We start from the raw sequence: 26,549 nt of genomic DNA, 5'->3' as shown, positions 1-26,549 counted from the left end.
GGTCAGAGCCCGGTGCGGTACGCCTCAAGGCGGTCGGCCAGTTCCTTCGGGTGACCGAGCATCGGACAGTGATCACCAGGCATTTCGTCCGGTTGAAAACCGAGACGCTCGGTGACGATCCCGCGCATGAACTCGGCCGGGAAGAAGCGGTCGCCGGCGGCCAGCAGGAACCTGGTCGGCACGTCCGGCCAGGAGGCCAGCGGCCACGGCTTGCCGAATGGGGTAGGCGCCTGGTGCCGCTGGTGTCGGGCTACGAACTCGGCGGCCAGGTCTGCCGGGGTGTCGTGCAGCACGAGGGAAAACGTGTCCTCCTCCGTGCCGCCCGGGGCGCCTCGGCGCCGGTCGGCTTCCTCCCGTGCCGCCCAGTAGCCGGTGTTGCCCCACCATTCGCCGGGCGATTCGGCAGGAGCCGGGATCTGAGCCTGGAGCATCACGAGCAGGTCGGCAGGCACCCGGTCACACACCAGCGGGCCGGTGAACCCACCGAACGAGTGGGCGACGACGACCAGACCGGTGCGCCCGCCGATCGCCTCGACCACCGTGTCCGCGTACTCCGCGAGCCCGGCCGACTCCTGATCACACGGCAGGTCCGGCGCCACCACATCGTGGCCCCGGTCTCGCAGGGCGGCCGAGAGCGGTCCCCAGTACCAGGAATCGACCGCCGCGGCGTGGATCAACACGTAAGTCGCCATCAGACAGAATCCTCTCAAGTTGCCGATCTACTCGTACGGCGTACCGTCCGCGCTCGCCTCCGCGGCTCCGGCTCCGCAGAGAAGTGAGTCAGCGCAGCGGCGCCGGCCTTCCTGCGCCGGCCGTCACGGAGACCGCCATCAGTCGACCCTGACAACGTACTTGCCCCGCACCCCGCCCGCCTCCAGCGCCCGGTGTGCCGCCGCCGTCTCCTCCAGCGGGAAGCACGTGTCCACCGCGGGGCGCATCCTCCCCTCCGCCACCTCGCGGGCGAGGTCGTCGAAGAGCGCCCGTTTGGGGTTGCCGCTGAAGAAGCGCACCCGGCCGCGTCCGTGTACGGCGCTGGCGGCGATGTAGCCGAGCGAGGAGGCCAGCCGCGTCAGGTCGAAGGCGATGGCGACCATGCGGCCGCCGGGTGCCAGCAGGCGCCGGAAGGCCCGCAGATCGGTGCCCGCGGTGTCGAGGACCACGTCGAACCGGCCCAGTTCCTCCGGCGAGACGGTCCGGTGGTCGACGGCGTGGTGGGCGCCGAGCGTACGGACGAAGTCGAGGTTGGCGGCGCGGGCCAGGGCCGTGACCTCGGCGCCATAGGCCCGTCCGAGCTGGACGGCGGCGTTGCCGACGCCGCCCGCCGCGCCGCGTACGAGCAGTCGTTCGCCGGGGCGCAGTCCGGCCTTGTCGCGCAGCGCCGTGATGGCCGTGGTCGCCACCGGCAGTGCGGCGGCTTCCACGAGATCCAGCCCGTCCGGGACGCGGCCGAGCCGCCCGGCCCGGACGGTCACATACTCGGCGGCGGTGCCGAATCCGGTGCGGCCCACGATGCCCCACACCCGGTCGCCGACCGCGACGTCCGTCGTGCCGGCGCCGAGCGCGGCGACCTCGCCGGTGAAGTCCAGCCCGACGCGTTGCGGGAACCTCCGCCCGGTGAGGAGACGGAGGCTGCCGGAACGGGCCGCCGTTTCGCCGCCGTTGACGCTGAACGCGCGCACCCGTACGAGCACCTCGCCGGGCGCCGGTTCGGGGCGTGGCACGCGGCCCACGTACAGCACCTCGGGGCCGCCGTAGCGATCGAAAAGCACGGCTCTCATCATGCGGTCGTCCATCGTTCTCACCTTCGCCGCCAGTGGACGTATGGGGGATTCGGCCCGAGCGTAGGCTCATAAGTGGACGCCACCGTCCGTTTAGACCGGAAGTGAGAAACAGTGGTGGAGGAATCCTCTCGGATCGCCGACCCGGGGCTGCGGGCCGACGCCCGGCGCAACCTGGACCGCATCCTCGTCGCCGCCCGTGCGGTCTTCGCCGAGCACGGGATCGACGCGCCCATGGCGACCGTGGCCCGGCGGGCCGGGGTCGGCGTGGCGACGCTCTACCGGCGTTTCCCGACCCGCGACGCCCTGGTGCGGGCCGCGTTCGCGCAGCAGATGGAGACCTGCGTCCGAGCGCTCACCGAGGCGCTGGCCGACCCCGACCCCTGGCGGGGCTTCCAGCGGCTGTTCGAGACGATCTGCGAGCTCCAGCGGCAGGAGCAGGGCTTCCCGGCGGCGTTCGTCGCGGCCTTCCCGGACAGCACGGCGGAACACACCCAGGCCCGGGAACGGGCTGAGCGGGACCTCATGACCCTGGTCCGCAGAGCCCAGGCGGCGGGTGCGCTACGGGCCGATTTCCACCCGTCCGACCTCGCCGTGGCCGTGTTGTCCCACTGCGGTCTGGTCACCGCGCTGCCGCATGACGCTGCCGCGTCCCGGCGCCTGGTGGCGTACCTGCTCCAGTCGTTCCGCGCCGAGGCGGCTCACGGGGCGCTGCCTCCGCCGAGTGCTTTGTCGCTGCGCGGTTTCCCGATCGCGGCCGACGGCTCCCGGAGACAGCGCACCGCCAGGGGCTGAGACGAGCGTGATCGCGCTACTGCACGCAGAGCGCGGACACCGTGACGTCGTAGATGTACCAGCTGCTGTCCGGAGTCGCGTACACGGTGGTCACGCCGGTCGTCTGATAGCCGGTGCAGTCGCCGCCCGCCGCGAGGATGGCGGCGCGGGCCGCTGCCGCGCCGTTCTGTGTGGCCGTCGAGCTCGTGCTGCCCTGACCGCGACCCGTCGCCGAGCGCGGCACGGTGTAGGGAGACGGAGACGCCGGCGCGCACAGACCGGTCGCCGTCCCGCCGTACACGTAGCCGCCTCCGCTGGGCACGGTGTACTGGAGACTGGCCGACGAGGTCACGTTCGTGCAGACCTCCCCCAGCTGAGCGGCCAGGCTGCTGAGAGCGCTACGGGCGTTCGCCTGGGCCGCCGCCGACGCCGTGGACTGGGTCTGGCCCCACGCCGTGGAGGTCGCCGTCCGCCAGGTGTCGGCGTGGGCCGCCGCCGGACTGAGGCCGATCGCCGCCGCGACGAGCGCTCCCAGGATCATCGATCGGCCCGCGAGCCGTCCGCGCCGGTTCCCGCCGTACGGTTCACCGCGCTGAGCCATTCGCGTCTCCTGTCAGTGCCTTGTGCATCGACCGTGCAGGATGTGCTCTGGTCCCCGCGTGCAGGCATGATCTCGGGGCGCGACGTCATCGTAGGTTCGCCGTCTCCCGGCGGCCATCCTCGGCGGTGCGGGCGGCGTGGACACGCTGGTGGGCGATCGCGGCCGATGAAAGTTTCGGCGCCCTCGCCCGGCAAGGGGCCCGGACGCGGCCGACGCCTCCATCCGAGGCGCGGCCGGCGAGCTGCTGCACGGCGCGCGTTCCGCGTCACGCCCCAATCAGCGGTCCGATGAGCGGTCGCGGGGGCCGTTCTCCGGGTCCTCGTCCTGCCCGTTGTGGCCGAGGCCGGTGAACTGCCGCAGGTACGCCTGGTAGGCGTCGGCCCGGACTCTGGCCGACGGCGATCGCACGCCCTGGGCGATGTCGTGCGGGATGCCGCCGGATCCGGCCCGCCTGGACTGGTAGTCCCGCAGGCGTTCCCGATGCTCGTCCGCCCAGTCGCGCAGCGCCCCGATGCGGGCGAAGTAGAACACCGCGGCCAGCAGGGGCATGAAGAGAACCGTCGTCACGATGGAGCCGATGTCGTGCACGAGCACCCCGAGGATCAGGACGGCTCCGGCGACGCTGCCGGCCCTGATCAGGCCCCTCCGGACGCTCGCGGGATCGGCCCGGGCCTCCTCGATCCACGCCCGCACACGCCGCAGCGGAGGCTGGTACGCCGCGCCGAGCCGTACGACCCGCGGGAGGCAGCCCGCGTACGCCGCCAGGGTCAGCGCGACGACATACCAGGACACCGCCCCGGCGATGTCCGGACGAGCCACGCCCCACATGATCCAGGGCAGCGGGATCGTGGCCGCGCCCCAGGCCCCGAGCCACAGCGCCGCGCGGACGGCCGCTTCCGATCGGGCGGCGGGCGAGAGTCGGCGGCGCTCGTAGTCGGCCCACTGCCGGTCGCGCAGGGCTGAGGCGGCGTCCAGCGCGGTCGACATCCGCTGGCGCTGCAGGTCGGCGGCCGCCTGGTGACGCTGCTGTTCCGCCTGCGCCGCGGCGAAAGCGGTGAAGTCGGCGCGCACGAGCCACCCGACAGGGGTGTCGGAGCCGCCGTCCCGTGCGCGCAACCAGTCGTACCAACCGACCTCACCCGTGGGGGGAGGCGTCACGCGCTCGCAGCCGGCGCGCAACCACGTCGTGCGCTCCGGGTAGGGCAGAAGAGCCGCCAGCAGCAGCCCGCGTGCCCCGCTCTCGGCCCACTCCCGGGCCTCCGGCGGCAGTCCGGGAACCTGAGCCGCCAACCGCCGCCAGGAACGCCAGGTCTCGTCCCATGCCCGCTGCGTTCCCCGCAACGCGCTCAGGCCGGCGAAGCCGGCGAGGGCGTCCAGCAAGCCGCCCTCGCAGAGGTCGCGGTAGAGCTCCCACTCTGGACCGCTTTCTCGCAGACGGCCGATCCTGCATGCCTCGGAAAGCGACTCCGGGGTCACGACCGTTCCTCGCCAGACGGCTTCGCCCTGCGGATCCAGCCAGCCCAGCAGGTGAAGCAGTTTGAGGTCGGCCGGGAGTCCGTCGTCCCTCAGCCGATGATCGATGAGTTCGATCTGGGCGGCCAGGTCGTCGGCGGTGAGACCGTCGAGCTCGCGCAGCCAGGCGAGAAGGCCGAGCCACCCGTCCGAGGGCGTGCCGGTTGTGCCCGCGCCCTCGAAGAACTGACGCCTCGCGGCCGCCCAGTCGCCGCGGATGGCGGCGGCCAGTTCCTCCCGGGTCGTGACCGCCGCACCCGCGAGGACCAGCGGCCGACGCCGCGGCACCGGGTGGTGGATGTGATTGATCTGGACGTTGCGATCGCCGAGCTGGAAGGGGGCCGGGCCGTGGAAGACGTTTCCCGATACTCCGTCTCTTCCCGGCTCGTCTCTTCCCGGCTCGGCGTCGCGGGTCATGCCCCCGGCCCGAAGTGGTTGTCCTGCCGGTTGCCGTTTCCGACCTGGAACGCGGTCGGTCCGTGGAAGTCGTTCCCCGACACTCCCCCCACCGACGCCTGACGAGCCTGGTCGGCGATGTCGTTCAGTTCGCGGGCGACCCGTTCGCGTTCGGCCTCGCCGAGACTCTCCAGCAGCATCTCGAACCGGGCCGCCCAGGCCGCCTCCTGCCGCGCCCGTACCAGCGCCGCTTCCTCCGGGGCGAGCGTGGCGAGGTCCGTCGCGGTCTGATCCAGCCGCATCAGTTCCGCCTGCTCACGTTGGGGATCGTCGCGGCTGAGCACCTTCGCCACCCGCTGCCGCACGATCACCCAGGCGTCCGTGCCCGCGGCCTGCACCACCGCGGTTCCGCCCGCCGCGACCGCCGCTGCCAGCCATTCGAGCATTCCCGGCCTCCTTACAAGATCCAATGACACTGTATATCTGGCCTTGACGAGGTCGCCGGATGTCTGGAAATCGATCGGTGGAACGAGGCCGCCCGGTTCAGATCAGGACCGTCATGCCCTCGTCGACCACCCGGAAGCCGAGCCGCTCGTACAGATGGCGGGCGGGGTTGCCCTCGGTGACCACCAGGCCGAGGCCGGGCAGACCATCCGCACCGGCGCGGACCAGGGTGGCCGTCAGCATGAGCGCGCCGAGACCCCGCGGCGACCGCTCCGGGTGCCGGAACACGTCCGCGATCCACGGCCCTCGCTCGGAGTCGTTGACGAGGACGCCGCCCACCACCTCGCCGGGAGAGCCGTCCCGTACGGCGAGCACGCTGCACGGAAGCAGCGGGCCGATCTCCTCGCCGGTGAGCAGCGGAACGAGCTCCTCCTCAAGGGCCTTCTCAGGATTCCGGGGACGGTGGTCGGGATGGCCGGGCGGGTAGGCCGCGAACCACGCGGGGAAGATGTCGGCGGGCGCCCGGTCGCAGGGCACCAGCCGGAAGCCGTCGAGCGCGGCGCTCTCCACCGGCCGGGAGATCGGCAGGTCACACCGCATCCCGGTGGCGTGCCGCTGCAGCCGGGCACCCCGCTCCACCAGTTGCCGGCCGAGCTCGACCGGCGCGGAGACGGCCCAGCCCCCGAGCCGTGACATGATCACGGCGGCGGCGTCCGGGCCGATGTCCTCGATCGCGTAGGCCCAGGGAAGGCCGTCACGGACGCCTTCCCGGTAGCTCATCACCGAGACGCCCTCGGCGTCGGTCAATCTCCGCCGCTCCTCGCCCATAGGCCGAAGGGTCGCGCGGTCCGGTCCGCACGGCAACCCTTTTATCGGTTCGCGAGCACCTCGCGGAGCGTGGCCGGCTTACGGCCGAGCAGGTCGCCGAGCGCCGGGCCGACCTCGGCGAACTCCCCCTGACGACTGGCCTCGAACATGCCCAGCAGGAACCGGGCCTGCTGCTCGGGCACGCCGCGCGCCACCATGCCCGCGACCCACTCGTCGTCGGGGACGGTGACGCGGGTGATCTCGCGGCCCGTCAGGTCGGAGGCGATCGCGGCGACGTCCGCGAGGTCGAGCGACTCGGGGCCGGTCAGCGGCGGCGTGACCCCGTCGAGCCGGCCCTCCTCGGTCAGGGCGACGGCGGCCGCCTCGGCGAGGTCGGCGTGGGCGGTCCAGGAGACCGGGCCGTCCTCGGGCGCGACGAGCGTGCCGGTCTCCAACGCTTGCCGCACGAAGTGGAGCGCGGTGGTCGCGTAGAAGCCGTTGCGCAGCGCGGTGAACGCCACCCCGCATGCGCGCAGGTCCTGCTCCGTCTCGGCGTGGGACGGCATCGGGCCGAAGGGGGAGGCCGGGCTCGCGCCCATGTGGCTGGTGTAGAGGATCCGCCCGGCTCCCGCCGCCTTGGCCGCCTCGATCGCCGTACGGTGCGGGCGGGCGTCGGCCGGGCCGGAGACGACGAGCACCTGCGACGCGCCCTCGAACGCGTGCGCCAGGCCCGCGGGGTCGTCGAAGTCGCCCTGCCGTACGCGGATGCCGCGCTGGGCGAGGTCCTCGGCTCGCGAAGCGTCGCGGACGCTGACGCCGATCCGGTCGGCGGGAACGCGTGCTAGCAACCGCTCGACGACGCCGCGCCCGAGCTGACCGGTCGCTCCGGTAATGATGATCACGATTCACTCCATTGCTATCGCTGATATCGAGTGCACGCTAACACTGGAAATTCAGCGATAGCAACATGCTGCTATCGTTGGAAGCATGAGCGACCCTGAGAGTGAGACGGCGAGCGGCCGCGACAGGACGCGGGCGCACATCGTGTCGGTCGCGGCGCGGCTGCTCGCGAGCGGCGGGCGCGACGCCCTCTCGACCAGGGCGGTGGCCGCCGCGGCGGGGACGCAGGCACCCACGATCTACCGCCTGTTCGGCGACAAGGAGGGCCTGCTCGACGCGGTCGCCGAGTATGGCTTCGACTCCTACCTGCGGGACAAGAAGGCGCGCCCGCCCGCCGACGACCCGGTCGAAGGGCTGCGCGCCGGATGGGACCTGCACGTCGGGTTCGGGCTGGCGAACCCCGCCTTGTTCTCGCTCATGTACGGCGATCCCACGCCGGGACGGCAGTCGCCCGCCGCCGTCGCCGCCTTCCGCGTGCTGGGGGAGCGCATCCGCGCCATCGCCGCCGCCGGCCGGTTGAGGGTCGGCGAGCGCCTGGCGGCGGACCTCGTGCACGCCGCCGGCTGCGGCACGGTCTTCGCGCTGCTCGCCATGCCGGAGGAACGGCGCGACCCGCGCCTGTCCGAGGTGGCCCGCGACGCGGCGATCGCCGCCATCACCACCGACGTCCCCGTGGTCGAGACCCCCGGACCCGCCGCCGCGGCGATGGCACTGCGCGCCGCGCTGCCCGACGCCACGGCTCTAACCGACGGTGAACGCCACGTGCTCGGCGAGTGGCTCGACCGCCTCGCCACGGACCGATCCGGCTGAGATCTCGGCGGAAGCGCTCGCTAAGGCGGCGTCAGCGTGCCGCACCGGCCTCGACGCGATCGAGCAGGAGTTCCCGGCGCAGCCGGGCCAGGTCGGGTCCGCTTCCGGTCGCCGTACGGCTGTAGCGGTCGGTGCCGTGCAGACCGCGCCAACCGGGCAGCCGCTCCTGGACGAGGTGCAGGAGACCGAAGTCCGGCCCGGAGGCCGTGCCGCCCGCGGCGGCCCGCAGGAACGCGGGGGCGGCGGCGAGCATGGCGTCGAGCTGGGCGTGGCCGTCCTCGACCTGCCGGGTCACCTCCTCGATCGCCTCCTGCCGGGTGCAGCCGGTCTCGTGGCGGAGCACCCTGACCAGGTTGTAGGGGGCGCCGATGGCCTCGTCCTGCTCCAGGGTCCGCAGGTCGTTCTCGGTGAGCGCGGTGGCCAGCCCCAGGTCGAGCGCCCGGCGGAAGAGCGGATGGTCGCGTACGGCCGGGTCGATCCGCCTGCCGTACGTCACCTCGAAGAGGTCCAGGGCGAGGTCGGGCCCGGCGCTGCGCAGGCGCAGCGGGAGCTGGTCGCGCAGGCTGGGGACGAACCCGCTGAGCCGATGGCACGCCTCGCGCTCGCACGCCTCCAGCCATTCGGCGAGGTGGTCGAGTGCGCGCGCCCGCCACGAGGGTGGCTGCGTGACGCGGATCCCCGCCCACGCCTGGGCGAGAGCGGTGGCGACCGCCCCACCCGCCCCCGGGGCGTCGCCACGCCGACCGAGCTCGTCGAGTTCGCGGAGTTCGTCGAGTTCGTCGAGTTCGTCGAGTTCGCGGAGTTCGCGGAGTTCGCGGATGAGAACGGTGAGCCGGTGCCGCAGCCGGACGACCTCCCCGGAGTCGGTGAGCTCGGGGTCCTCCAAGAGGTCGTCGAGCACGTAGCACACCAGCATCCACCGGCCCAGCGTCTCGACCTGCCCGGCGTCGGCGTCCGGCCACAACCGCGCGGCGGCCGACGCCATGCCGCTCCACCGCGGATGGCGGGCCTCCTCCGGTGTGGCGGCGAGCCCGGTCTCCAGTACCCAGGCGTCCAGCCGCTCCTGCACCCGCTCGCGCAGCTGCCCGGCGACGCCTGCCGGGGCGGGGGACGGCGCGGGGGACGGCGCGGGCACGGTGACGAGAGCAGGCCCGGCCGGCCCGCCCGTGTTCATGATCGACAGCGCGTAACCGGCCAGCGCGTCCCGTGAGCGCGGATCGCCGAGGCCCTCGAGCCGGCCGAGAGCCGCCTCCATGTGAACGTCGACGACCTGCCGGGCCTCGTCCACCGCCCCGCAGGACAGGACCAGGCGGCGGGCGGTCTCGGCCTCGGCCGCCGTCAGATCGCGGCGCAGCAGCCGGGCGAGCGCGGGCTCGCGGGCCAGGGCCCTGATCACGGGGAGCGTGTAGACGCCCTCCACGATGTCGGAGTTGGCCGGTTTCCCGAGACTCCCGGCCGTCGCGGTCAGGTCGAGGATGTCGTCGCGCACCTGATAGGCCATGCCGAGGTGCCAGCCGAACCGTCCGAGCGCGTCCTCCTCCTCCGGACCCCGCCCGGCCTGCATGGCGCCCAGACGGCAGGCCAGGGACAGCAGCTCGGCGGTCTTGGCGCCGGTCACCTCCAGGTAGGCCTCCTCGGTGCGGGAGAGCAGGAAGCGGTCGGCGGTCTCGGCGATCACGCCCGAGCAGGCGCGTTCGCCTGCCTCCGCGGCCAGCAGTGCCTCGCGTTCACCCAGCTCGGCGAGGATCCGGCTGCCGTTGACCACCAGGAGGTCACCGGCGAGGACCGCCATGCGCGCGCCCCACACGCTGTTGACGCTCGGCCTGCCCCTGCGCTGCCGCGCGTCGTCGATGACGTCGTCGTGGTAGAGGGACGCCATGTGCAGCAACTCGACGGCCGCCGCGGCCCGTACGGCCCGGACGCCGGCGGCCCGGTCCGCACCGGCGAGCAGGTAGTACGACAGCAGCGCCAGGGTGGGCCGGATCAGGCGGCCGTGGCCGCCCGGCGGCTGCCTGGTCAGCGTGGCCAGCTCGGGCCGGCCCGCCACCCCGGTCAAACCGAGGATCTCCCGCACCCGTCCCAGGTCGGACTCCACTGCGGGGAAGGACTGCGTTGTCATGGGTGGCTCCTGACGGGACTCACGGACGCCGGCTCACCGAGCGGCCGGTGGACACGCGTACGGGCAGCGAACGCGGAGACGCCGAGGGCCGCCGTGACCAGTGCCCAGCACGCGGCCGGGCCCGCGGCGCTCCAGGGCACCGTGTCCAGGGCCACGGACGAGACGGCCCACTGCATCGGCCCGTAGTCGGGCAGGTAGCGCACGACGACGCTGGCCGCGGCCGGAGTGGCGAGCGGGCTCTGCAGGGCCAGGTCGATCGAGCAGATCACGGTGACGAGGACCAGACCGGCCAGATCGGTGGTCAGCACCGCGGCGAGCGCGATGCCGATCCCTCCGTAGATCAGCGCTCCACCGGCGAGGGCGGCGGTCAGCAGCAGGGGCTGCGCGGTGGGGTGGGTCAGGCAGATCAGGCCGGTCGCGTACAGCGCGACGCAGAGCGCGACCACCACCAGGGCGGTGAGCTTCGCCGCGATCAGGCACAGCCGAGGGAAACCGGCCCGCACCAGCCGGCGGTCGAAGGACGCCGAGTCCAGGGTGGTCACGAACATCATGAACCCGGTGATCAGCGCCGAGATCTGCAGCGCCCCGGCGAGCTGGTTGAGGACGTTGGCCGGAAGGGTGACGGTCCGGCCGGCGGCCCGGAGGTGGAAGGGGAGCGCGATCTCCAGGGACAGGGCGTAGATGAGGATCGCCCACACCGGGATGAAGACCACGACGATCACCAGTGCCAGCCGGTTGCGCAGGTGCTCCACGAACGTCATGCGCACGGCGGTGGCGTAACAGGTCCAGTAACCCCTCATAAGGCACCGGTCCTGTCCGCGATCCTGTCCGTGCCCCTGTCCGTGGCCCTGTCCGTCACCCTGTCCGCGACCCGCAGCACGCCGCCCTCCAGCCGATGCAGGCTGTCGAGCCGCGCCGCGTCGTACGCGAGGTGGGAGACCACCAGCACCGAGCGGCCACGCGCGCGCAGGTCCTCGGCCAGGTCCCAGAACCGCACGTACGTCTCCCAGTCGAAGCCCTGGTAGGGCTCGTCGAGCAGGAGCACGTCCGGGTCGTGCATCAGGGCCAGGACGAGGTTCAGCTTCTGCCGCGTGCCGCCGCTCAGGGTGGCGGGGCGGGCCCGGCGGGAGCCGGAGAACCGCAGCGCCTCCATCAGCCCCTCGGCCCCGCGCAGGTCTTCCAGGCCGTAGGCGACCTGGAAGAACCGCAGGTGCTGCTCGACCGTGAACGCGTCGTGCAGCACCGTCTCCTGCGGGCAGTGACCCACGCGCCCGTTGTGGCGCACGGACCCGCCGTCCGGCCGCAGGTCGCCGGCGAGGACGCGCAGCAGCGTGGTCTTGCCCGCGCCGTTCTCCCCGACGATCCCCATCACCCGGCCGGGCGGCAGGTCGAGATCCACTCCACACAGGACCGGGCCGCCCCGGTAGACCTTCCGCACGTCCCGCACCCGCAGCACGGGCTCCTCCGACGGCATCGACTACTTCGGCGCGTCGACGGCGATGAAGGCGACCGTGCCGCTGCCCTGGACGCTGCTCACGCCCTTGCTCGAGCACTGGCTGACGTCCGACGTGGGAGCCGCCTTCCCGGCGATCCGCTTGCCCTTCATCTTCCCGTCGGTGACCTCGCCGACCAGCATCATGTCACCCGGGTTGTACGCGTTGATCGCGTCGAGGTTGGGGCGGATCGTGGAGCCGCCCAGCGACTGCCCCTGGGCGTCCTTCCACGCGATGTCGCCCACGCCGGTGACATTCTGCACGCCGGTGCAGGACGCCTGCGCGCTGCCCTGGAGGGTGGCCGTCCCCGAGCGGATGTTGGGGAAACTGCCGTCGGGGGACGCGCAGCCGGTGAGCGTCAGAACCCCTCTGGCGGTCACCGTGCGGGCATCCTTGCCCACGGCCGGGTCGCTGGTGATCGGCTGGCTGGCGCTGGTGCTCACCGCGCAGGTCAGCACGGTGTGGCCGCCCGGCTGCTTCGGCGATGGGTCGGCGACCGGCCTGGTGCGCGCACCGCCGCCCGAGGCGCCCTCGGCCACCGACGGGACGACCGTCAGGGCCAGGCCCAGCACGGCCGCTCCCGCGGCGCCGAGACCACAGGCCAGGTACGTACGAGATCGAGAAACGCTCATGGTTGTCCCCCCGACTGGTTGCCGACAGTAATTTACCTATCACAATCGGCGACGACGAGGGTGGTGAGTCGACGCGCCCGACCCGCGGGAGCGCCCCTTGTGGCACCGGTACGTCCGGCTGCTGCCGGACGACATCTAGTCAAGGCTCGAACGTCAGGGAGCCGCGAAAGGGCCGGCTCAGGCGTTCGCGGAGGTGTCGGACTCCCAGCGCAGCAGGTCTCCCGGCTGGCAGTCGAGCGCCTCGCAGAGCGCGGCGAGCGTCGTGAAGCGCACCGCCTTGGCGCGGCCGTTCTTGAGCACCGCCAGGTTGGCGGGCGTGATCCCGACGCGGTCCGCGAGCTCGCCCACGGACATCTTCCGCTTGGCCAGCATCACATCGATGTCGACGATGATCGGCATCAGATCACTTCGTCCAGCTCGGCCTGCATCTGCGCCGCCTCGACGTCGCGGGCGACGGCCTGGTTGAGCAGCATCCGCAGCACGAGCACGACGAGCGCGACCCCGAGGGCCGCCACGCCGACCCCGCCGACCAGGAGGACCACGCCCGGGGGAACGGCCTCGCCCGGCGCCAGGAGGAACCCGAGCGCGAAGATCAGGAGGGCGGCCGCCACGAACGCGCCGATCACGACGTCCACGTAGCGGAAGGCGGCGTGGGAGAACACCGTGTCGCGCCGCACCATCGTCACCAGCCGCCAGACGCAGACCAGGACGACCTCGACCGTCACGACGCCCAGCACGATGATCGCGAGGAACGGGAAGCGCAGGTACGCGTACTCCGGGTCGAGCCCCTCCAGGTCGGAGGCCAGCAGCGGCACCATCACCGTCTGCACCAACACCGAGCCCGCGAGCAGCGCCACGAGCACGGCCCGCAACGCGAGCACCGTCAGTCTTTTCATCGCCTCTCCTTCCATCGAAGCACGATAAAAATCTATCGATATTCGATAGGCAAGGCAAGGTGTGTCCTCGCCGCCGCTGGATGAGCGCGCCACAGGGTCTCCCGGTGCCGTACGCGCTGGGCGGCGTTCGCCGGACCCGGGAAGCCGATTATGCGGGAGTGGCGGACGCCAGCCGGTCGGCGAGGTTCTGGAGGGTGGCGGCGATCTGGATGTTGGTCCGGTAGTCGTCGCCCATGCGGACGATCACCGTCCCGGTGGCCGGGGACACCACCATGATCTGACCGTGTGCGCCCATCGCGGCGAGGTCGCGTCCGCCGTCGCCCCGGGGGAGGATCCACCAGCCGTTGCGATATCCGACGCGGATGCCGGCGAAGGTGGTCACCGGTTCGCGGCCGGCCGGGTCGAGGCTGCGGTCGAGGAACGCCCGGGGCGCCACCCGGCGGCCGGCGACCCGGCCCCCGTCGAGCACGAGCTGACCGATTTTGGCCAGGTCGCGGGCGGTCACCACGAGGCCGCTCTCGTGGTAGGGGAATCCGTGGTCGTCGACGCACCATTCGGCGGGATGCTCCGCGCCCAGGTCGTCCCACAGGCGTTGCAGCGGCTGCCCTGTGAGCGGCGTGCCGGTCAGTCGCCGATACGCGAGGCCGACGAGGTTGGGCGCGTAGTCGTTGTAGGTGAACGAGCCCGGCGGGCTCGCGATCTCCGGCCGCCGGACGATCGTCGCGGCCAGGTCGGTCGCGTAGTAGACCGACGGATAGTCCCGGTTGACCCAGGGAAACGAGATGTCGTCGGAGAAGGCGATGCCGGAGCGCATGTCGATCAGATCGCCCAGGGTGACGGCGGAGAACCGGGCATCCCTGGCGTGCAGTTCGGGCGCGACCCGGGTGACGGGCATGCCGAGTCCGGAGATCGTGCCGTCCGCGACGGCCCGGGACACGAGCAACGAGATCACCGTCTTGGACACCGAGAACGCGGCGGCCGGGCGATCGGGTGCCCCGCCGTTGCCGTACCACTCGCACACAAGCCGGCCGTCGTGCACGACGACGATGCTCTGCGCGTTCCGGCTGGGCAGCGAGTCGCGGATCGGGCAGTCGCCGGTCGCCTGCCACGGCCGGGGCGTGGTGGCCGCGTGCACCGAGCTGTGCTTCTTCCACTCGACGTCGGTGATGCCCGAGTCCTGGCGCACCAGCACCCGCACGGCGTACGTGGCGTCGCCGCCGGCCATGATCAGCAGGAACACCGTGACGAGCGCGACGACGGACAGGGGGAGGATCCAGGCGGTGTGCCGCGGCACGCGGCGGACATGCGGTCGCACAGCGTAAGTTTATGCCATATACATTCAATGATGGTGGGAGGTACCGGATGCCACGCCCGAAGACGATCGACCGGGCGGCGATCCTGGCTGCCGCGCTCGACGTCGCCGACGCCGACGGCGTCGCGTCCGTGAGCATGCACGCGGTCGCCAGACGACTGGCGGTGACGCCGATGGCGCTCTACCGGCATGTCGCGAACAAGGCCGATCTGCTCGACGGCATCGTCGAGCTGCTGATGGCTGAGATCATGGACGACGTGCCGGCGCCGGAGCCGGCCGCCGGGCGCGACGCCTGGCTGGACGCGCTCGTCCGGACAGCCGACCGTGCGCGGGCGGTGGCGTCCCGGCATCCGGCGGCGTTCACCCTGCTGCTCAGCAGGCCGGCGGCCTCAGCGGCCGCCCGCGAGGTGCGCGCGCACATCCACGAGCTGCTCCGTCAGGCGGGCGTCGGCGGCGACCACGTCGAGCGGCTCGAACGCATCGTCACCACCACCGTGCTCGGCATGGCGGCCGGGCAGGCGTCGCAGCGCTTCGCCCACCACCCGCCCGGCGTGCTCGACGAGGACGTACGCGCCCTGGCCACGTTCGTGACCGCCGGAATCGAGCCCTTCCGCACCGCATGACCCGTTCTCAGACGCCCTGGGGGAGGCGGAACAGGCGACCGGGGTCGTACGCCGCCTTGACCTGGGCCAGACGGGCGGCGTTGGCGCCGTAGTACTGCTGCCGCCAGTTCTTGAGCTCGGGGTCGACGTAGTTCACGTACGCGTGGTCGCCGAAGTAGGGCCGCATGGCGGCGTGGGCGGCCCGGGCCCAGGCGGCGGCGCCGCCGAAGTGCGAGAAGTACTGCACGCTGAACAGCGCCTTGCGGTGCGGGAACGCGGTGGCGTCGGGGCGGACGCGGCCGATGGCGCCGCCCATCGCGTCGAGCATCACGGTGTGCCGTCCCGGCGCGGCGACCTGGGCCAGCAGCGCCTTGATCCCGGCGGACGACAGCGGGGTGTAGGCGAAGTGCGACTTGGCCGAGAACGAGTCGCGGACGAGCCTGCCGCTCGGGTTCTGGCTCGGCAGGGTGCCGGGGCGGTGGCACTGGGCCACGGACATCGACGCGCAGCCCGCCTCCACCATCATCGCGTGGTCGTACGCCGAGACCGCGACGTACCGGTTCGAGGGGCCGGAGCCGACGCGGTCGACGAGCTTCTGCAGAAGGTTCTCGCACGCCGCCTTGCCGCCGAGATACAGCCCGCCGACCATCACGTCGGGCGACGGGTCGTGGCCGAGGTGGCAGTTGGACCACATCGCGTCGGGCGCGGCGGGCGCCCACGCCTGCCACGCCTTCAGCACGGCCGCGGCCTTCGACCAGGGCCAGTGCAGGAAGAACAGGGTCACCGAACGCGTCGGATGCGTCCGGAACGTGAACGACGTCGCCACGCCGAAGTTGCCGCCACCGCCGCCGCGCGAGGCCCAGTAGAGATCCGGGTGCGAGCCCGGCGAGCAGGTGAGCACCTTCCCGTCCGCCGTGACGACCTTCAGCGACTCCAGCACGTCGCAGGTCAGGCCGTACTGCCGCGACACCACGCCGATGCCGCCGCCCAGCGTGAGCCCGGCCACCCCGACCGTCGGGCAGGAGCCCGCCGGGATGCTGACGCCGTGCGCGGCCAGCTTGGCGTACACGTCGACCAGCCGCGCCCCGGCACCGACCGTGGCGTGGCCGCCCGAATACGACACGCCGCTCATCGGCGACACGTCGATCACGAGGCCGCTGCCCGTGGACCAGCCCGCGTAGCTGTGGCCGCCCGACCGCGAGGTCACCGGCACGCCGTAGCGCCGGGCGAACGCCAGGCACTCCGAGACGTCCGCCGCCGTTTTGCAGTAGGCCACCCCGGACGGCCGTACGGAGTCGAAGGCCGAGTTGAACACGCGGCGCGCGTTGTCGTACGACGCGTCGCCGGGGCGGATCAGTCTGCCGTCCAGCCCCCGGCCGAGCGCGGACCAGTCGGCGGGACGGGGACCCGCGGGCGCGAAAGCCGTGCCCGCGAACGCGCCGGCCCCGGCCAGCGCCGAGAATCGAAGGAAACTCCGTCTGTCGATCATGGTCGTACTCCCGAGGTGGTGATCTACCTCGTTGAGACGCCTGCGGATCCGGTCTGGTTGGTCACATTGCTATCACCACGTCCCCATCCTCGGCAGCCGACCGTCGTTCAACCGGAAGGGGACGCCTGCCGCAGGCCGAGGGTCTCCGGAGTGAACACATAGCGATCGAACCAGCGGTGCATCTGGCGCTGCAGCGTCCGGTCGCCGTCGACCCGTACGCCCGGCTGCCGCAGCAGTTGCGCCCAGGAGAGGTCGCCGAGCCACCACCGGGTCGCCGCCGCGGTCGGCGCGCAGAGCCAGACGTCGACGGGAGCTCCGATGTCCTGCCGGCACAGATCAACGCTCGTCCTGGACAGGTGCAGCCAGTATCTGCGGTCGGCCGGCGGACGGTCGGTGAACTCGATCGCGAGCACGACGGTGCGCTCCGGCAACGCGGCGGGGTTCACGCGGCGTCGCATGTCCCAGGTCAACGCGGCGGTGTCGAGATCGTCCTCGGTGAGGGCGACGCTGTCGGTGGCGACCGCCCATCGCGCGAGTTCCCGTACCACCGGAGCCAGGGCGGCGCCCGCCTCGGTGAGCCGGTAATCGTCGAGGATGCCCGCGGCGCGCAGGGCGCGCAGCCGTGCGGCCAGCGTCGCCCGCGGGATGCGGGGCAGGCCCCGGCGGATGTCGGTGAAGCTCGACGCGCCGAGCAGTAGCTCCCGCACGATCAGCAGCGTCCAGCGTTCGCCCAGAAGTTCCAGAGCGCGCGCGACCGCGCAGAACTGGCCGTATCCGTTCACGGGTGCATGGTAGGCACGGATGCCGGAGCCTGGGGGTTCAGAAATTGAACTGTCGGGGGCGGCGCACAGGTTCAACGATCGGAGCCGTGAGTGCGGGCATCGACGAAAGGACCGGCGGCGATGAGTATCGGCGGGGGCGTACTGGAAACGATCGGAGACACTCCGCTCGTGAGGCTGCGCGGCGTCGTGCCGCCCGGGTGCGCGGAGATCTTCGTCAAGATCGAAGGCCGGAACCCCACGGGCAGCATGAAGGACCGCATGGCGCAGGCGATGATCGCCAGGGCCGAGGACGACGGGCGGCTGAGCCCCGGCGACACCGTCGTCGAATACACGGGTGGCAGCACCGGCGCCTCCCTCGCCCTGGTCTGCGCGGTGAAGGGATATCGCCTGCGTATCGTCAGCTCGGACGCCTTCAGCGAGGACAAGCTCATCCAGATGGCGGCGTTCGGCGCGGAGCTCACCCTCATCCCCAGTGAGGGAGGACTGATCACGAAGTCGCTGATCCTCAGCATGATCGAGACCGCCGGGGAGCTCAGCCGCCGGCCGGGCACCTACTGGACCGACCAGCTCACCAACACCGACAGCATCGCCGGCTACCACGCGATGGGCGAGGAGATCTGGGCGCAGTCGGGTGGGCGGCTCGACGCGTTCGTCCAGTCGGTCGGCACGGCGGCCTCGCTGCGCGGAGCGAGTGCCCCGCTCAAGCGCCGCAACCCAGAGCTTCGGGTCATAGCGGTTGAACCGGCCGAGTCGGCCGTGCTGTCCGGTTCCCGGCCCGGCGCCCACCGCATCGAGGGCATCGGCATCGGCTACCCGCCGCCCATGTGGAATCCCGACCTGGTGGACGAAGTCATCTCGATCTCCACCGACGACGCCGAGGAGATGGCCAGGCGCCTGGCCAGGGAGGAGGGGTTGTTCGCCGGAACCTCGTCCGGCGCGAACGTCCTCGCCGCGATCCAGGTCGGGCGGCGCCTCGGGCCACGCGCCAGAGTCGTCACCCTGCTCGTGGACTCGGGGCTGAAATACCTCGGCACCGACGTGTACCGGCGCCGGCGCGTCACACTTCGCGATGAACCGTGATCGTGCATCTCGGCGAATGCCCGCCATGCCGGACTACGCTCCTATCCGCAGGGCGAGCGCGGGGCACATCTCCACGGCCTTCTGCGCCTCGCCGAGCAGCCAGGAGGGGACGCCGGTGTCCATGAACACCGGGAAGCCGTGGCGGTCGAGCTTGACCAGCTCGGGCACGAGGTGCGCGCACAGGCCGTGGCCCTGGCAGCGGGTCCAGTCGACGACGAGCCTGGCGTCCCGCGCGTCCTCGACCGGCAGGGGCAGCAGGCCCTTCGTGGCGCGCCCGCAGCCGCCGTGGAAGCGGTGCTCCTCCACGTCCTCGGCGAACGCGTCCAGGGCCGACAGCACGAACCTGGCCGAGCCGTCCGGGTGGAAGCAGGCGCCGCGGCCCTTCACGGCGGCGGCGGCCCGGCGGACGAGGCCGGGGCCGTCGGGGTCGCCGTCCTGCAGCTGACGGCAGGCCCGCGCGAGCTCCGGCAGGCCGAGGCGGCACGGCCCGCACTGCCCGGCCGACTGCGCGGCGAGGTAGCCCGCCACCCGCGCCGTCTCACCGAGCGGGCAGGTGTCCTCGCCCAGGACCACGACGATGCCCGCGCCCAGCTCGCCGCCCGCCTCCTTCGCGCCGCGCCGGGACAGGATCGCGCCGTACGCGTCCTCGGCGGCCATCCACGTGCCGTGGTAGCCGCCGAGCAGCAGCCCGTCGCCGAGCTTGGCTCCGCAGAGGGTCAGCACGTCGGCCAGCGGCACGCCCGGCGCGACCTCCACGACCGCGGGGGTGGTCACCGCGCCGCCGACCGTCAGCAGGATCGTCCCCGGCTCCTGCACGGTGCCGACCGCGGCGTACTCCTCCGGTCCCAGCTCGGCGAGCACGGCGAGCTGGGCGAAGGTCTCGGTGTTCGACAGCAGCGTGGGCAGCCCGCGCACCCCGCTGTCGCTGGAGCGGACCCTGCGTCCCGGGGGCAGGCCCGCCTCGCCGTTGACCGCGCGGACCAGCGCGCCGCCCTCCCCGGAGACGAACCGCTCCTGGATGCCCGCGACCCGGACCAGCCCGGTCAGGCCGCGCTCGGCGACGGCGGCGGTGACCGAGGCCTCGGCCAGCTCACCGGCGCCGACCGCGATCACCACCTCCCGTGCGCCGAGCGCGCTGGCCGCGAGCAGGGCGCCCTCCAGCACCAGGTGGGGCGCCCGGGTGAGCAGGGTCTTGTCCTTCAGGCTGGCGGGCTCGCCCTCGGCGGCGTTCACCAGCACGACGGTCTCGCCGTCGCGGGCGCGGGAGGCGACGGCGCGCAGCTTGCGCGCGAACGGGAACGCGGCCCCGCCCCGGCCCCGCAGGTCCGCCTCCTCGGCCATGGAGACGAGCGTGTCCACGGTCTGGGCCGGGAGCCGGTCGTGGAATCTGTAGTGCGCGTTCAGGTCGAGCCTGCGGTGGTCGTCCAGCCCGGCGGTGAGCCGGGCCGGGCCGATCCGCCGGATGTGGGAGACGCGGTAGGGAATCACACGATCCTCCGGAGGCGGGGTTCCTGGGGGGTGGCAGGAGTGTCGAGGACGTCGAGGGGATCGGTGCCGGTGCGGCCGAGGACGGCGGCCTCACGCGGCGCCCGCCGCTGCCGTCGCACCGATCGCGGCGCGCCGAGGTCCTCGCGCGCCGTACGGCCGGCGCTCCGCTCTGCGGTCCACCCGGTGGTCCGCTCGGTGGCCCACTCGTCGGTCGCGGACTGCCGGGCGGGCCGGGTGGCGGCGGCGAGGCGGATCAGCAGGGCGGCGCCGACCGCCGCCAGGCAGGCGACGTAGCTGAGGGTCACCCAGGGGGCGGCGGCCCGGCCGGCGGTCAGCCCGTGCAGGATCGCCACGGGCCAGGCGAGGTAGGCGAGGTCGTGCAGGCCCCGCCACAGCCAGGGCCGCTCCGCCTGGGCGAACCTGCCGCGCATCACGCCGGTCGCGACGATGACGACGAACAGGTCCGAGGCCACGGCTCCCAGCGACACGTAGACGTCGGTGGAAGGGATCACCGACCCGTACGGCGGCACCAGCCCGGCGGCGATCTTCATGCCGATGTGCACGATCAGGAAGCCGACGCCGAGCAGCGCCATGGCGCGGTGCACGAGCTGGACCCGCACCCGCTGGGAGATCGGCAGGACGACGCGGTCGGTCGCGGCCAGGCCGAGGGCGACCGTCGTCGTGAGGCCGACGAGCGAGAAGACCCCGGCGTAGAACGTGAGGAACGACTGGGCCTCGGCCAGGAACACAGCGCCGCCGCTGGTCCGCGTGGCGGCGAGCCCTCCGGTGACGACCAGGGTGACCACGGCGCCGAGGCCGATCCGTACGCCGCGTCTTTCCAGGTCGAGGCCGGAGTCCGGCCGGGTGTGCCGGGGAGCCCGTCTGTTGGGCACTGATTCCTCCGTCTGGCTCGAAGCGGGGTGCCGTTCCCCGTCCTCGGGCGGGGGGTGGTCTGCGAAGGACCGGACGGGGAACGGCACGATCGGCGATCTCAGCAGCGCAGGCCGCGGTTGACGCAGGAGACGACCGTGCTCATCAGCCGGTCGGGCATGACGTTCTCGAAGTCGGCGTGATCGGTGATCGGGTCGTGCGCCTGCTCGGGGAAGCTGTCCACCGCGAACGACGGCCCGCCGGGCACCGCGTAGGCCAGGGTCATGCGCAACTGCGGGATGGCCCGGGTGCCCGCGGGGCAGGCGCCGTCCGCGCCGGGGAACACGACGTGCGTCCTGTGGTCGGCGCTGTCGGTGTTCCGCCCGTCCCAGCAACTCGGGAAGTTGAGGATCCGCAGCACCAGGCTGCCCCTCGGGCAGAGCGGATACTTACCGGTCAGGCGGTTGGTGAAGCCGGTGCAGGTCCACTGCGCCCGGGCGTTGGCGCCGCCGTTGGTGGCGGCCTTCGCGTCGCCGGTGATCAGCCGGAGGAACCGGGGCATCGCCACGACCCTGCTGACCGGGTTGCCGCGGAACTGCAGCGTGACCGACCGGGCCAGGAGGATCCTGCCGACGTTGCCCTCGGACGCGCCGCCCGGCTCGTCCGCCCCCGCGTCCGCCCCCGCGCCCGCCCCCGCGCCCGTGCCCCGGCCGCCGCGTACGCCCTGTGCCACGCTCGCGGAGGACGAGGGGGAGGCGGCGGTCCGGGCGGCGACGCCGGTCCGGCCCCGCAGCACGGGCCAGAAGTACGCCGACCTGTCGCCGAAGCGGCAGGTCGTGCCGCCCGCGGCGAGGCTCTCGTCGGTCGAGAAGCCGTTGGTGGTGAGGTTGCCGACGTAGTCGTGCACGTGGTGCGCGCCGTTCGACACCCCGGGCGTGACGATGTGGTTGTCGGAGTTGCGGTGGCCGTTCTCGTTGCGTCCGCAGCGTGAGGTGAACGAGCCGCGCCCGGCGCGTACGCCGATGCCGCCCGGCGGGACCTGCCGGATGTCGACGAAGTCCTCCAGGGCCGGGCCGACGTCCTCGCACTCCGCGCCCTGCACGGAGGGGTCGCAGTGGTCGGCGAGCGCGGGCCGGCCCACCCCGGTCAGCGAGCCCGCGATCAGTACGCCGGCGATCGCGAGCACGAGCCGTTTTCGCATGGATGCTCCTTCAGACGTTGGGGGTGGGCAGCGTGGCGTAGTCGACGAGGCCCGTGCCTTCGAGCAGGGTCATGTGCTTCATCACGACGCCGACCGCCTGCCCGGCGAAGTCGCGGATCAGGCTGTTGCGGGTGCCGGCGCGTACGGCGGAGACGAAGGTGAACACCTTGCCGTGGGCGTCGCGCAGGCGGGCGGTGAAGACGCGGTCGAAGCCGGCGCCGCGCGCGGCGGCCATCTCGTCCAGCCAGCCGCGCTGGTCGGGATTCGGCTGGTCCGGCAGCGGGACGGCGAGCTTGGCGGCCAGTTCCCTGACCGCCGCGTCGAGCTTGGTGTGGTCCTCCACCAGGTGCCTGCCGACGTCCTTGACCGCGTCGCCGCCGGCCCGGTCCTGGGCCCAGCGGCCGGCGGGGATCTCCCAGAGCCCGGCCCAGCGCACCCTGACCAGCAGGTCGCGGTCGGCCGGGCCGAGCGGGCCGTAGGGGGTCTGCGTCCAGCCCGGGCCCGTCCCGTCCGACTGGGACGACGCGCTCCGGGGGACGACCACGATCACCGTGACGGCCGCCGCGAAGAGGAAGACGCCGAGCACCAGGAGTTCCCCGAACCGCAACCGCATCGTGCCTCCTTTCGTGACCTTCGGTCGGAGGTACGCGGTCCCTGCGGGGTCGGTTCAGGAAATAGTCAGAAATGACTGGAGTTACGGATGTGGTGTACGAACCAGTAACCCTGGTGCAAATATGTGGCCGTGCGTCGACAACTCGACAGCCGGTTCGCGCGTCTGGACCCCACCCCCGACTACGACGCAGACAACGACGACCCCGATCGGGACGAACGCCTGATCCGGGAGCTGTACCGCGAGTTCGGCGGTCCGCTGCTGCGGCACGTGCGCAAGACGACCGGCAACGACCTGCAATGGGCTGAGGACGTCGTCCAGGAGACGCTGGTGCGTGCCTGGCGTAACGCGGCGAAGCTGACGTGGGAGCCGCCCTTGCTGTGGGCCTGGCTCCTCACCGTCGCCCGCCGCATCGTGATCGACGGGCGCCGCAGGCGCGGCGTACGGCCGAGGGAGGTGGAGGCTCCCGAAGAGGACAGCATCGCCGTGCCGGACGGCTCGGACCGCACGCTGGCGGCCATCGTGGTCGCGGACGCGCTGCGGCACCTGTCGAGCCAGCACCGGGAAGTTATCGAAGAGACATACTTACGCGACCGGACGGTAAGCCAAGCGGCCGAAGTTCTGGGCATCCCACCGGGTACCGTGAAATCCAGGCTCTTTTACGCCCTGCGCGCTCTTCGCACGGCCCTGAAGGAGAGGGGGGTGGCCAGCTGATGTCCGCGTCGTCGCCGCACTTCGACGTGGCAGCGTACGCCCTGGGAGTGCTGGACGACGACGAGGCCGAGGCGTTCGAACGGCACCTCGACGAATGCGCGCCATGCCGGGCGGAACTGCTGGAGACGCAGGAGCTGCCCGGCATGCTCGACGCCGTCAAGGACGGCTCCGTCTCCTCGGAGCGCTCGCACCCCTGACCGTCCGGCGCCGGCGGGCCGCGGGTCTCTGGGCGGCCGGTTCCGTGACGGATGGTTTCGCGGCGGCCGGTTCCGTGACGGCCGGGCCCGCGCCCGCCAGGGCGAACGTGCCCTCCCTGCGGACCGTGTGCCAGCGCAGCCGCGCGCCCAGGACCGCGGTGGCCACGGACTGGATGACGACCAGATACATCAGCTGCCGGTAGACGAACTGCTGCAGCGGCAGCGCCCACAGCACCGAGGCGCGCTCACCGTCCAGGCGCAACGCGTACCAGCCGGTGAGGGCCTGCAGCGCGACGAAGCCGGCCCACACCGCGACCACCGGAAGAGGGTCGCCGACGAGCAGGCCGTACAGCGCCATGACGTCGACGACGGGGGCCAGCAGCGGCAGGATCAGCTGGAACAGCGCGAGATATCCGAGGCATCGGCGGCCGAAGGGCCGGCGCTCCAGGATCGCCCCGCGATGCTTCCAGATCGCCTGCAGCGTGCCGTAGCACCACCGGTACCGCTGCCGCCACAGCTGGCCGAGCGAGGTGGGCGCCTCGGTCCACGCGCGGGCCCGCTCCTCGTAGACCACCCGCCAGCCTTCGCGGCAGATCGCCATGGTCAGATCGGTGTCCTCGGCGAGCGTGTCCACGCTGACGCCCCCGGCCGAGGCCACCGCCTCGCGGCGGAACGCGCCGATCGCCCCCGGCACCGTCGCCATGCAGCCGAGCAGGTCGAACGCGCGGCGGTCCAGGTTGAACCCGACGACGTACTCGATGTGCTGCCAGCGCCCGATCAGCCCGCGCCGGTTGCCGACCTTCGTGTTGCCGCTGACCGCGCCCACCGTCCGGTCCGCGAGCGGCCGTACGAGGTGCCCGATGGTCGCAGGCTCGAAGACGGTGTCGCCGTCGACCATGACCAGGACGTCGTGGGCGGCGTGGGAGATCCCGGTGGTGAGCGCCGCGGGCTTCCCGGCGTTCGGCTGCCGGATCACCCGGACCCCGGGCAGTCCGAGTGAGGCGGCGATCGCTCCCGTTTCGTCGGTGGAGCCGTCGTCCACGACGACGACCTCGACCTGGCCGGGATAGTCGGTCCTGACCAGGGACCGCACCGTCGCCTCGATCCCCGCCGCCTCGTTGTACGCGGGGACGATCACCGAGACCGGCGGCGCGGCCGCCCATCGGGGGACGCCGGTGGTCGCGGGCCGGCCGCGCGTCCTGCGGGCGTGCGCCCACGCCAGCGCGGCGAACAGGGCCGACCTCAGCAGGGTGAGCGCGCCGGCCGCGGCGAGGAACCAGCCGAGCGCCTCGACGAGGGCGAAGGATGCGCGCTGGGCGAATGTCAGGACCGTGCCCAGGACGCGCTCGCCGGGGGAGGCGGCGGTGTGCGCCGTGGGGAGCCCGACGGCGTCCGTGAGCGTGGTCGCGGTGTATCCCTTCTTCTCCAGCCGGGTGAGCAGCCGGTCGACGGCGGCCAGCGTCCGGGTGCGGTCGCCGCCCGAGTCGTGGAACATGATCACCGCGCCCTCGCCCTCGGCCGTGCGCGCGAGGGACGCGAGGACCATCTCGTCCACGGGCGGGCGGCTCCAGTCGCCCGTGTCCACGTCGGTGAACGTCACCAGATATCCCTCGTCGCCGAGCAGCCGCATCGCCGAGAGCTGCCCGTACCCGGCCGCGCCGGGGCCCGAGGAGTACGGCATGCGGGCGAGGCGGGTGTGGATCCCGGCCGCCGCGGCCAGCGTCTTCTGCGTCAGGGACATCTCGACGCGGGCCCGCCAGGCCGGCACGGCGCCGAGGTCGGCGTGGGTGTAGGTGTGGTTGCCGATCTCGTGCCCCTCGGCGACCAGCCGGCGGGCGAGCGCGGGGTGCTCGGCGACGTGCGCCCCCAGCACGAAGAAGGTCGCCTTCGCGTGGTGCTCGCGGAGCAGGTCGAGCAGCCGGGGAGTCCAGCGCGGATCGGGACCGTCGTCGAAGGTGAGCGCCACCGTGCGCGGCTTGGGCCGCGCGCTGAGCGGCCGCGATCCCGAGACGTTGACCAGCGGGCCGCCGGAGCGGATCCGTTCGAGCTCGGCGGAGTCGCCGTAGTCGGCCGCGGGCGGCCCGGTCTCCCCGACGACGTTGTGCGCGTACGCGTTGAGCAGCAGCCCTCCGGCCATGAGCAGCGCGGCGATCGCGATGAGGAACCAGTGACCGCGCGGCTCGGGAGGCCTGCGCTGAGCCGGTCTTCGCTGGGCCGGCCTGCGCTGAGCCGGTCTTCGCTGGCCCGTTCCGCGCTGGGCCGTTCCGCGCTGACGTCTCACTGGGCCGTGCCGGGCGTCTGCCCGGGCTGTCCGGGAGGTGTCTGGACCACGCTGGGCTCCGGCGCCGGGGTCCGCGTGACCTCTCCGGACGGCGCCGTGGTCCGCGGGGCCTCCGGTGCGGGCGACGGCGGCGCCGACCGCCCCGACGAGGAGATCTTCACGTCCGGCTCACGGCCCGCCGGAGGTGTCGTGCTCGGTTTCGGGCTCCGCGGGGAAGGCGAGGCGGAGGGGACCCTGCTGGGCAGGCCGCGGCCGGAGGTCGCCCGCCGCGCCGGGGCCGTCGTCGCGTGCGGTGTGCCGCCCGCCCGGGGGACACGCCTGTTCTCGGACCTGTGCTCCGACCTGTGCTCCGGCCCGGGAGACGGGGTGGGGGAGCTCAGGGAGGAGCGTTCCACCGCCTGCCGCCCCTGCGTGCCGACCCAGCCCATCGGGGGAAGCTCAGGGCCTGTCAGCGCTCCGCTCACCAGGGTGAGCGTCAGCGCGAGGACGACGATCGCCCCGCCCACCGCGGCGGCCGTCAAGATCTTGGCCCGGCGTCCGCTCTGGTCCACGAAGACGGCCGTACGCGCCGGGTGATGATCTTCCACGGATCATGATCGTACGCGAGTCGAAAGCAGCTTCGAGAAGTTCGAACCATTTCGTGATCCGAGGGTTCCGGCTTTCCCGATGGCCCGTGCGGAGGACCCGAGGATGCGTTCGGTTGAGGCTCCCGGCGGGGGTGGGACTGGTTAAATGGGCGCAGCACCGGCCCCTGCTGTGAA

At 72.6% G+C, this 26,549-nt stretch carries 28 protein-coding genes; 7 read left to right on the top strand and 21 right to left on the bottom strand.

The window, feature by feature from the left end; all coding sequences use genetic code 11:
* Positions 1 to 2: 2 nt before the first annotated feature.
* Both ACWEQG_RS08650 and ACWEQG_RS08645 read right to left on the bottom strand, forming a co-directional pair.
* On the bottom strand, positions 3 to 692 hold the full coding sequence (locus ACWEQG_RS08650; RefSeq protein ID WP_452283052.1) for an alpha/beta fold hydrolase: 690 nt from the start codon (positions 690 to 692) through the stop codon (positions 3 to 5).
* Positions 693 to 830: 138 nt separating this feature from the next.
* Positions 831 to 1,793, bottom strand: coding sequence for an NAD(P)-dependent alcohol dehydrogenase (locus tag ACWEQG_RS08645; RefSeq protein ID WP_452283050.1), 963 nt, complete (start codon positions 1,791 to 1,793; stop codon positions 831 to 833).
* 102 nt (positions 1,794 to 1,895) lie between these two features.
* Here ACWEQG_RS08645 and ACWEQG_RS08640 point away from each other — a divergent pair, with 102 nt between their 5' ends.
* A complete protein-coding gene (locus ACWEQG_RS08640) occupies positions 1,896 to 2,573 on the top strand; it encodes a TetR/AcrR family transcriptional regulator (RefSeq protein ID WP_452283048.1) in 678 nt (225 codons plus the stop codon).
* Positions 2,574 to 2,589: 16 nt separating this feature from the next.
* On the opposite strand, the gene ACWEQG_RS08635 is transcribed toward ACWEQG_RS08640, so the two are convergent.
* From ACWEQG_RS08635 to ACWEQG_RS08615, 5 genes are all read right to left on the bottom strand, one after another.
* The gene (locus ACWEQG_RS08635) at positions 2,590 to 3,153 is read right to left on the bottom strand and encodes a hypothetical protein (protein WP_452283046.1); all 564 of its coding nucleotides are present in this window, start codon (positions 3,151 to 3,153) and stop codon (positions 2,590 to 2,592) included.
* Positions 3,154 to 3,429: 276 nt separating this feature from the next.
* A complete protein-coding gene (locus tag ACWEQG_RS08630; protein ID WP_452283044.1) occupies positions 3,430 to 4,953 on the bottom strand; it encodes a hypothetical protein in 1,524 nt (507 codons plus the stop codon).
* A gap of 125 nt (positions 4,954 to 5,078) precedes the next feature.
* The gene (locus ACWEQG_RS08625) at positions 5,079 to 5,507 is read right to left on the bottom strand and encodes a hypothetical protein (protein WP_452283042.1); all 429 of its coding nucleotides are present in this window, start codon (positions 5,505 to 5,507) and stop codon (positions 5,079 to 5,081) included.
* A gap of 97 nt (positions 5,508 to 5,604) precedes the next feature.
* Complete coding sequence (locus ACWEQG_RS08620) at positions 5,605 to 6,312, bottom strand: GNAT family N-acetyltransferase (RefSeq protein ID WP_452283040.1); 708 nt, start codon at positions 6,310 to 6,312, stop codon at positions 5,605 to 5,607.
* 62 nt (positions 6,313 to 6,374) lie between these two features.
* Positions 6,375 to 7,214, bottom strand: coding sequence for an NAD(P)H-binding protein (locus ACWEQG_RS08615; RefSeq protein ID WP_452283038.1), 840 nt, complete (start codon positions 7,212 to 7,214; stop codon positions 6,375 to 6,377).
* An 85-nt stretch (positions 7,215 to 7,299) separates the two neighbouring features.
* Between ACWEQG_RS08615 and ACWEQG_RS08610 the strand changes: the two genes are divergently transcribed.
* Entirely contained in the window at positions 7,300 to 8,022 is a 723-nt protein-coding gene (locus ACWEQG_RS08610; RefSeq protein ID WP_452283037.1) for a TetR/AcrR family transcriptional regulator, read from the top strand.
* Between the two features lie 31 nt (positions 8,023 to 8,053).
* Here ACWEQG_RS08610 and ACWEQG_RS08605 read toward each other — a convergent pair whose 3' ends face one another.
* From ACWEQG_RS08605 to ACWEQG_RS08575, 7 genes are all read right to left on the bottom strand, one after another.
* The gene (locus ACWEQG_RS08605) at positions 8,054 to 10,141 is read right to left on the bottom strand and encodes a polyprenyl synthetase family protein (protein ID WP_452283035.1); all 2,088 of its coding nucleotides are present in this window, start codon (positions 10,139 to 10,141) and stop codon (positions 8,054 to 8,056) included.
* Positions 10,138 to 10,941 (bottom strand): ABC transporter permease, encoded by an 804-nt coding sequence (locus tag ACWEQG_RS08600; protein WP_452283033.1) that lies wholly within the window; start codon positions 10,939 to 10,941, stop codon positions 10,138 to 10,140. The genes ACWEQG_RS08605 and ACWEQG_RS08600 overlap by 4 nt, the downstream gene beginning before the upstream one ends.
* Positions 10,938 to 11,615, bottom strand: a complete 678-nt coding sequence (locus ACWEQG_RS08595) for an ABC transporter ATP-binding protein (protein WP_452283031.1) — start codon at positions 11,613 to 11,615, stop codon at positions 10,938 to 10,940. Before ACWEQG_RS08595 ends, ACWEQG_RS08600 begins: the two co-directional genes overlap by 4 nt.
* Before the next feature lie 3 nt (positions 11,616 to 11,618).
* Complete coding sequence (locus ACWEQG_RS08590; protein WP_452283030.1) at positions 11,619 to 12,266, bottom strand: hypothetical protein; 648 nt, start codon at positions 12,264 to 12,266, stop codon at positions 11,619 to 11,621.
* Positions 12,267 to 12,443: 177 nt separating this feature from the next.
* Entirely contained in the window at positions 12,444 to 12,665 is a 222-nt protein-coding gene (locus tag ACWEQG_RS08585) for a helix-turn-helix domain-containing protein (protein ID WP_452283028.1), read from the bottom strand.
* The gene (locus tag ACWEQG_RS08580) at positions 12,665 to 13,162 is read right to left on the bottom strand and encodes a DUF2975 domain-containing protein (protein ID WP_452283026.1); all 498 of its coding nucleotides are present in this window, start codon (positions 13,160 to 13,162) and stop codon (positions 12,665 to 12,667) included. The genes ACWEQG_RS08585 and ACWEQG_RS08580 overlap by 1 nt, the downstream gene beginning before the upstream one ends.
* A 148-nt stretch (positions 13,163 to 13,310) precedes the next feature.
* Complete coding sequence (locus ACWEQG_RS08575) at positions 13,311 to 14,477, bottom strand: serine hydrolase domain-containing protein (RefSeq protein WP_452283024.1); 1,167 nt, start codon at positions 14,475 to 14,477, stop codon at positions 13,311 to 13,313.
* A gap of 47 nt (positions 14,478 to 14,524) precedes the next feature.
* Here ACWEQG_RS08575 and ACWEQG_RS08570 point away from each other — a divergent pair, with 47 nt between their 5' ends.
* Entirely contained in the window at positions 14,525 to 15,097 is a 573-nt protein-coding gene (locus ACWEQG_RS08570; protein WP_452283022.1) for a TetR/AcrR family transcriptional regulator, read from the top strand.
* A gap of 7 nt (positions 15,098 to 15,104) precedes the next feature.
* Here ACWEQG_RS08570 and ACWEQG_RS08565 read toward each other — a convergent pair whose 3' ends face one another.
* Positions 15,105 to 16,565 (bottom strand): FAD-binding oxidoreductase, encoded by a 1,461-nt coding sequence (locus tag ACWEQG_RS08565; RefSeq protein ID WP_452283020.1) that lies wholly within the window; start codon positions 16,563 to 16,565, stop codon positions 15,105 to 15,107.
* 107 nt (positions 16,566 to 16,672) lie between these two features.
* On the bottom strand, positions 16,673 to 17,347 hold the full coding sequence (locus tag ACWEQG_RS08560) for a winged helix-turn-helix transcriptional regulator (RefSeq protein WP_452283018.1): 675 nt from the start codon (positions 17,345 to 17,347) through the stop codon (positions 16,673 to 16,675).
* Between the two features lie 120 nt (positions 17,348 to 17,467).
* On the opposite strand from ACWEQG_RS08560, the gene ACWEQG_RS08555 reads away from it, so the two are divergent.
* The gene (locus ACWEQG_RS08555) at positions 17,468 to 18,427 is read left to right on the top strand and encodes a PLP-dependent cysteine synthase family protein (protein WP_452283016.1); all 960 of its coding nucleotides are present in this window, start codon (positions 17,468 to 17,470) and stop codon (positions 18,425 to 18,427) included.
* A 33-nt stretch (positions 18,428 to 18,460) separates the two neighbouring features.
* On the opposite strand, the gene ACWEQG_RS08550 is transcribed toward ACWEQG_RS08555, so the two are convergent.
* The 4 genes from ACWEQG_RS08550 to ACWEQG_RS08535 form a co-directional block, all read right to left on the bottom strand.
* Complete coding sequence (locus ACWEQG_RS08550) at positions 18,461 to 19,915, bottom strand: NADH-ubiquinone oxidoreductase-F iron-sulfur binding region domain-containing protein (protein WP_452283014.1); 1,455 nt, start codon at positions 19,913 to 19,915, stop codon at positions 18,461 to 18,463.
* Complete coding sequence (locus tag ACWEQG_RS08545) at positions 19,912 to 20,808, bottom strand: hypothetical protein (protein ID WP_452283011.1); 897 nt, start codon at positions 20,806 to 20,808, stop codon at positions 19,912 to 19,914. The genes ACWEQG_RS08550 and ACWEQG_RS08545 overlap by 4 nt, the downstream gene beginning before the upstream one ends.
* A 98-nt stretch (positions 20,809 to 20,906) precedes the next feature.
* A complete protein-coding gene (locus ACWEQG_RS08540; RefSeq protein ID WP_452283009.1) occupies positions 20,907 to 21,986 on the bottom strand; it encodes a DUF1996 domain-containing protein in 1,080 nt (359 codons plus the stop codon).
* A 10-nt stretch (positions 21,987 to 21,996) separates the two neighbouring features.
* A complete protein-coding gene (locus tag ACWEQG_RS08535; protein ID WP_363463950.1) occupies positions 21,997 to 22,599 on the bottom strand; it encodes a DUF4142 domain-containing protein in 603 nt (200 codons plus the stop codon).
* A 123-nt stretch (positions 22,600 to 22,722) separates the two neighbouring features.
* Here ACWEQG_RS08535 and ACWEQG_RS08530 point away from each other — a divergent pair, with 123 nt between their 5' ends.
* Both ACWEQG_RS08530 and ACWEQG_RS08525 read left to right on the top strand, forming a co-directional pair.
* Positions 22,723 to 23,310 carry a sigma-70 family RNA polymerase sigma factor gene (locus ACWEQG_RS08530; protein ID WP_363463952.1) on the top strand — a complete coding sequence of 196 codons (588 nt, stop codon included), beginning with the start codon at positions 22,723 to 22,725 and terminating at the stop codon, positions 23,308 to 23,310.
* Positions 23,310 to 23,507: a zf-HC2 domain-containing protein gene (locus ACWEQG_RS08525; RefSeq protein ID WP_363463953.1), complete on the top strand. Its 198-nt coding sequence runs from the start codon at positions 23,310 to 23,312 to the stop codon at positions 23,505 to 23,507. The genes ACWEQG_RS08530 and ACWEQG_RS08525 overlap by 1 nt, the downstream gene beginning before the upstream one ends.
* Here ACWEQG_RS08525 and ACWEQG_RS08520 read toward each other — a convergent pair.
* A complete protein-coding gene (locus tag ACWEQG_RS08520) occupies positions 23,467 to 25,788 on the bottom strand; it encodes a bifunctional polysaccharide deacetylase/glycosyltransferase family 2 protein (RefSeq protein ID WP_452283007.1) in 2,322 nt (773 codons plus the stop codon). The genes ACWEQG_RS08525 and ACWEQG_RS08520 overlap by 41 nt on opposite strands.
* Before the next feature lie 75 nt (positions 25,789 to 25,863).
* On the opposite strand from ACWEQG_RS08520, the gene ACWEQG_RS08515 reads away from it, so the two are divergent.
* A complete protein-coding gene (locus ACWEQG_RS08515; RefSeq protein ID WP_452283005.1) occupies positions 25,864 to 26,364 on the top strand; it encodes a hypothetical protein in 501 nt (166 codons plus the stop codon).
* Positions 26,365 to 26,549 lie beyond the last annotated feature (185 nt).

The organism is Microbispora sp. NPDC004025 (genome assembly GCF_053604425.1).
The sequence above is the reverse complement of the archived record's forward strand: the minus strand, read 5'-3'. Positions and strand labels throughout refer to the sequence as shown.

Coding starts and splice junctions, on each gene's coding strand:
- ACWEQG_RS08650 (WP_452283052.1), bottom strand. CDS start 692: ATGGCGACTTACGTGTTGATCCACGCCGCGGCGGTCGATTCCTGGTAC.
- ACWEQG_RS08525 (WP_363463953.1), top strand. CDS start 23,310: ATGTCCGCGTCGTCGCCGCACTTCGACGTGGCAGCGTACGCCCTGGGA.
- ACWEQG_RS08535 (WP_363463950.1), bottom strand. CDS start 22,599: ATGCGGTTGCGGTTCGGGGAACTCCTGGTGCTCGGCGTCTTCCTCTTC.
- ACWEQG_RS08595 (WP_452283031.1), bottom strand. CDS start 11,615: ATGCCGTCGGAGGAGCCCGTGCTGCGGGTGCGGGACGTGCGGAAGGTC.
- ACWEQG_RS08605 (WP_452283035.1), bottom strand. CDS start 10,141: ATGACAACGCAGTCCTTCCCCGCAGTGGAGTCCGACCTGGGACGGGTG.
- ACWEQG_RS08610 (WP_452283037.1), top strand. CDS start 7,300: ATGAGCGACCCTGAGAGTGAGACGGCGAGCGGCCGCGACAGGACGCGG.
- ACWEQG_RS08600 (WP_452283033.1), bottom strand. CDS start 10,941: ATGAGGGGTTACTGGACCTGTTACGCCACCGCCGTGCGCATGACGTTC.
- ACWEQG_RS08590 (WP_452283030.1), bottom strand. CDS start 12,266: ATGAGCGTTTCTCGATCTCGTACGTACCTGGCCTGTGGTCTCGGCGCC.
- ACWEQG_RS08580 (WP_452283026.1), bottom strand. CDS start 13,162: ATGAAAAGACTGACGGTGCTCGCGTTGCGGGCCGTGCTCGTGGCGCTG.
- ACWEQG_RS08645 (WP_452283050.1), bottom strand. CDS start 1,793: ATGGACGACCGCATGATGAGAGCCGTGCTTTTCGATCGCTACGGCGGC.
- ACWEQG_RS08565 (WP_452283020.1), bottom strand. CDS start 16,565: ATGATCGACAGACGGAGTTTCCTTCGATTCTCGGCGCTGGCCGGGGCC.
- ACWEQG_RS08585 (WP_452283028.1), bottom strand. CDS start 12,665: ATGCCGATCATCGTCGACATCGATGTGATGCTGGCCAAGCGGAAGATG.
- ACWEQG_RS08635 (WP_452283046.1), bottom strand. CDS start 3,153: ATGGCTCAGCGCGGTGAACCGTACGGCGGGAACCGGCGCGGACGGCTC.
- ACWEQG_RS08540 (WP_452283009.1), bottom strand. CDS start 21,986: ATGCGAAAACGGCTCGTGCTCGCGATCGCCGGCGTACTGATCGCGGGC.
- ACWEQG_RS08625 (WP_452283042.1), bottom strand. CDS start 5,507: ATGCTCGAATGGCTGGCAGCGGCGGTCGCGGCGGGCGGAACCGCGGTG.
- ACWEQG_RS08570 (WP_452283022.1), top strand. CDS start 14,525: ATGCCACGCCCGAAGACGATCGACCGGGCGGCGATCCTGGCTGCCGCG.
- ACWEQG_RS08555 (WP_452283016.1), top strand. CDS start 17,468: ATGAGTATCGGCGGGGGCGTACTGGAAACGATCGGAGACACTCCGCTC.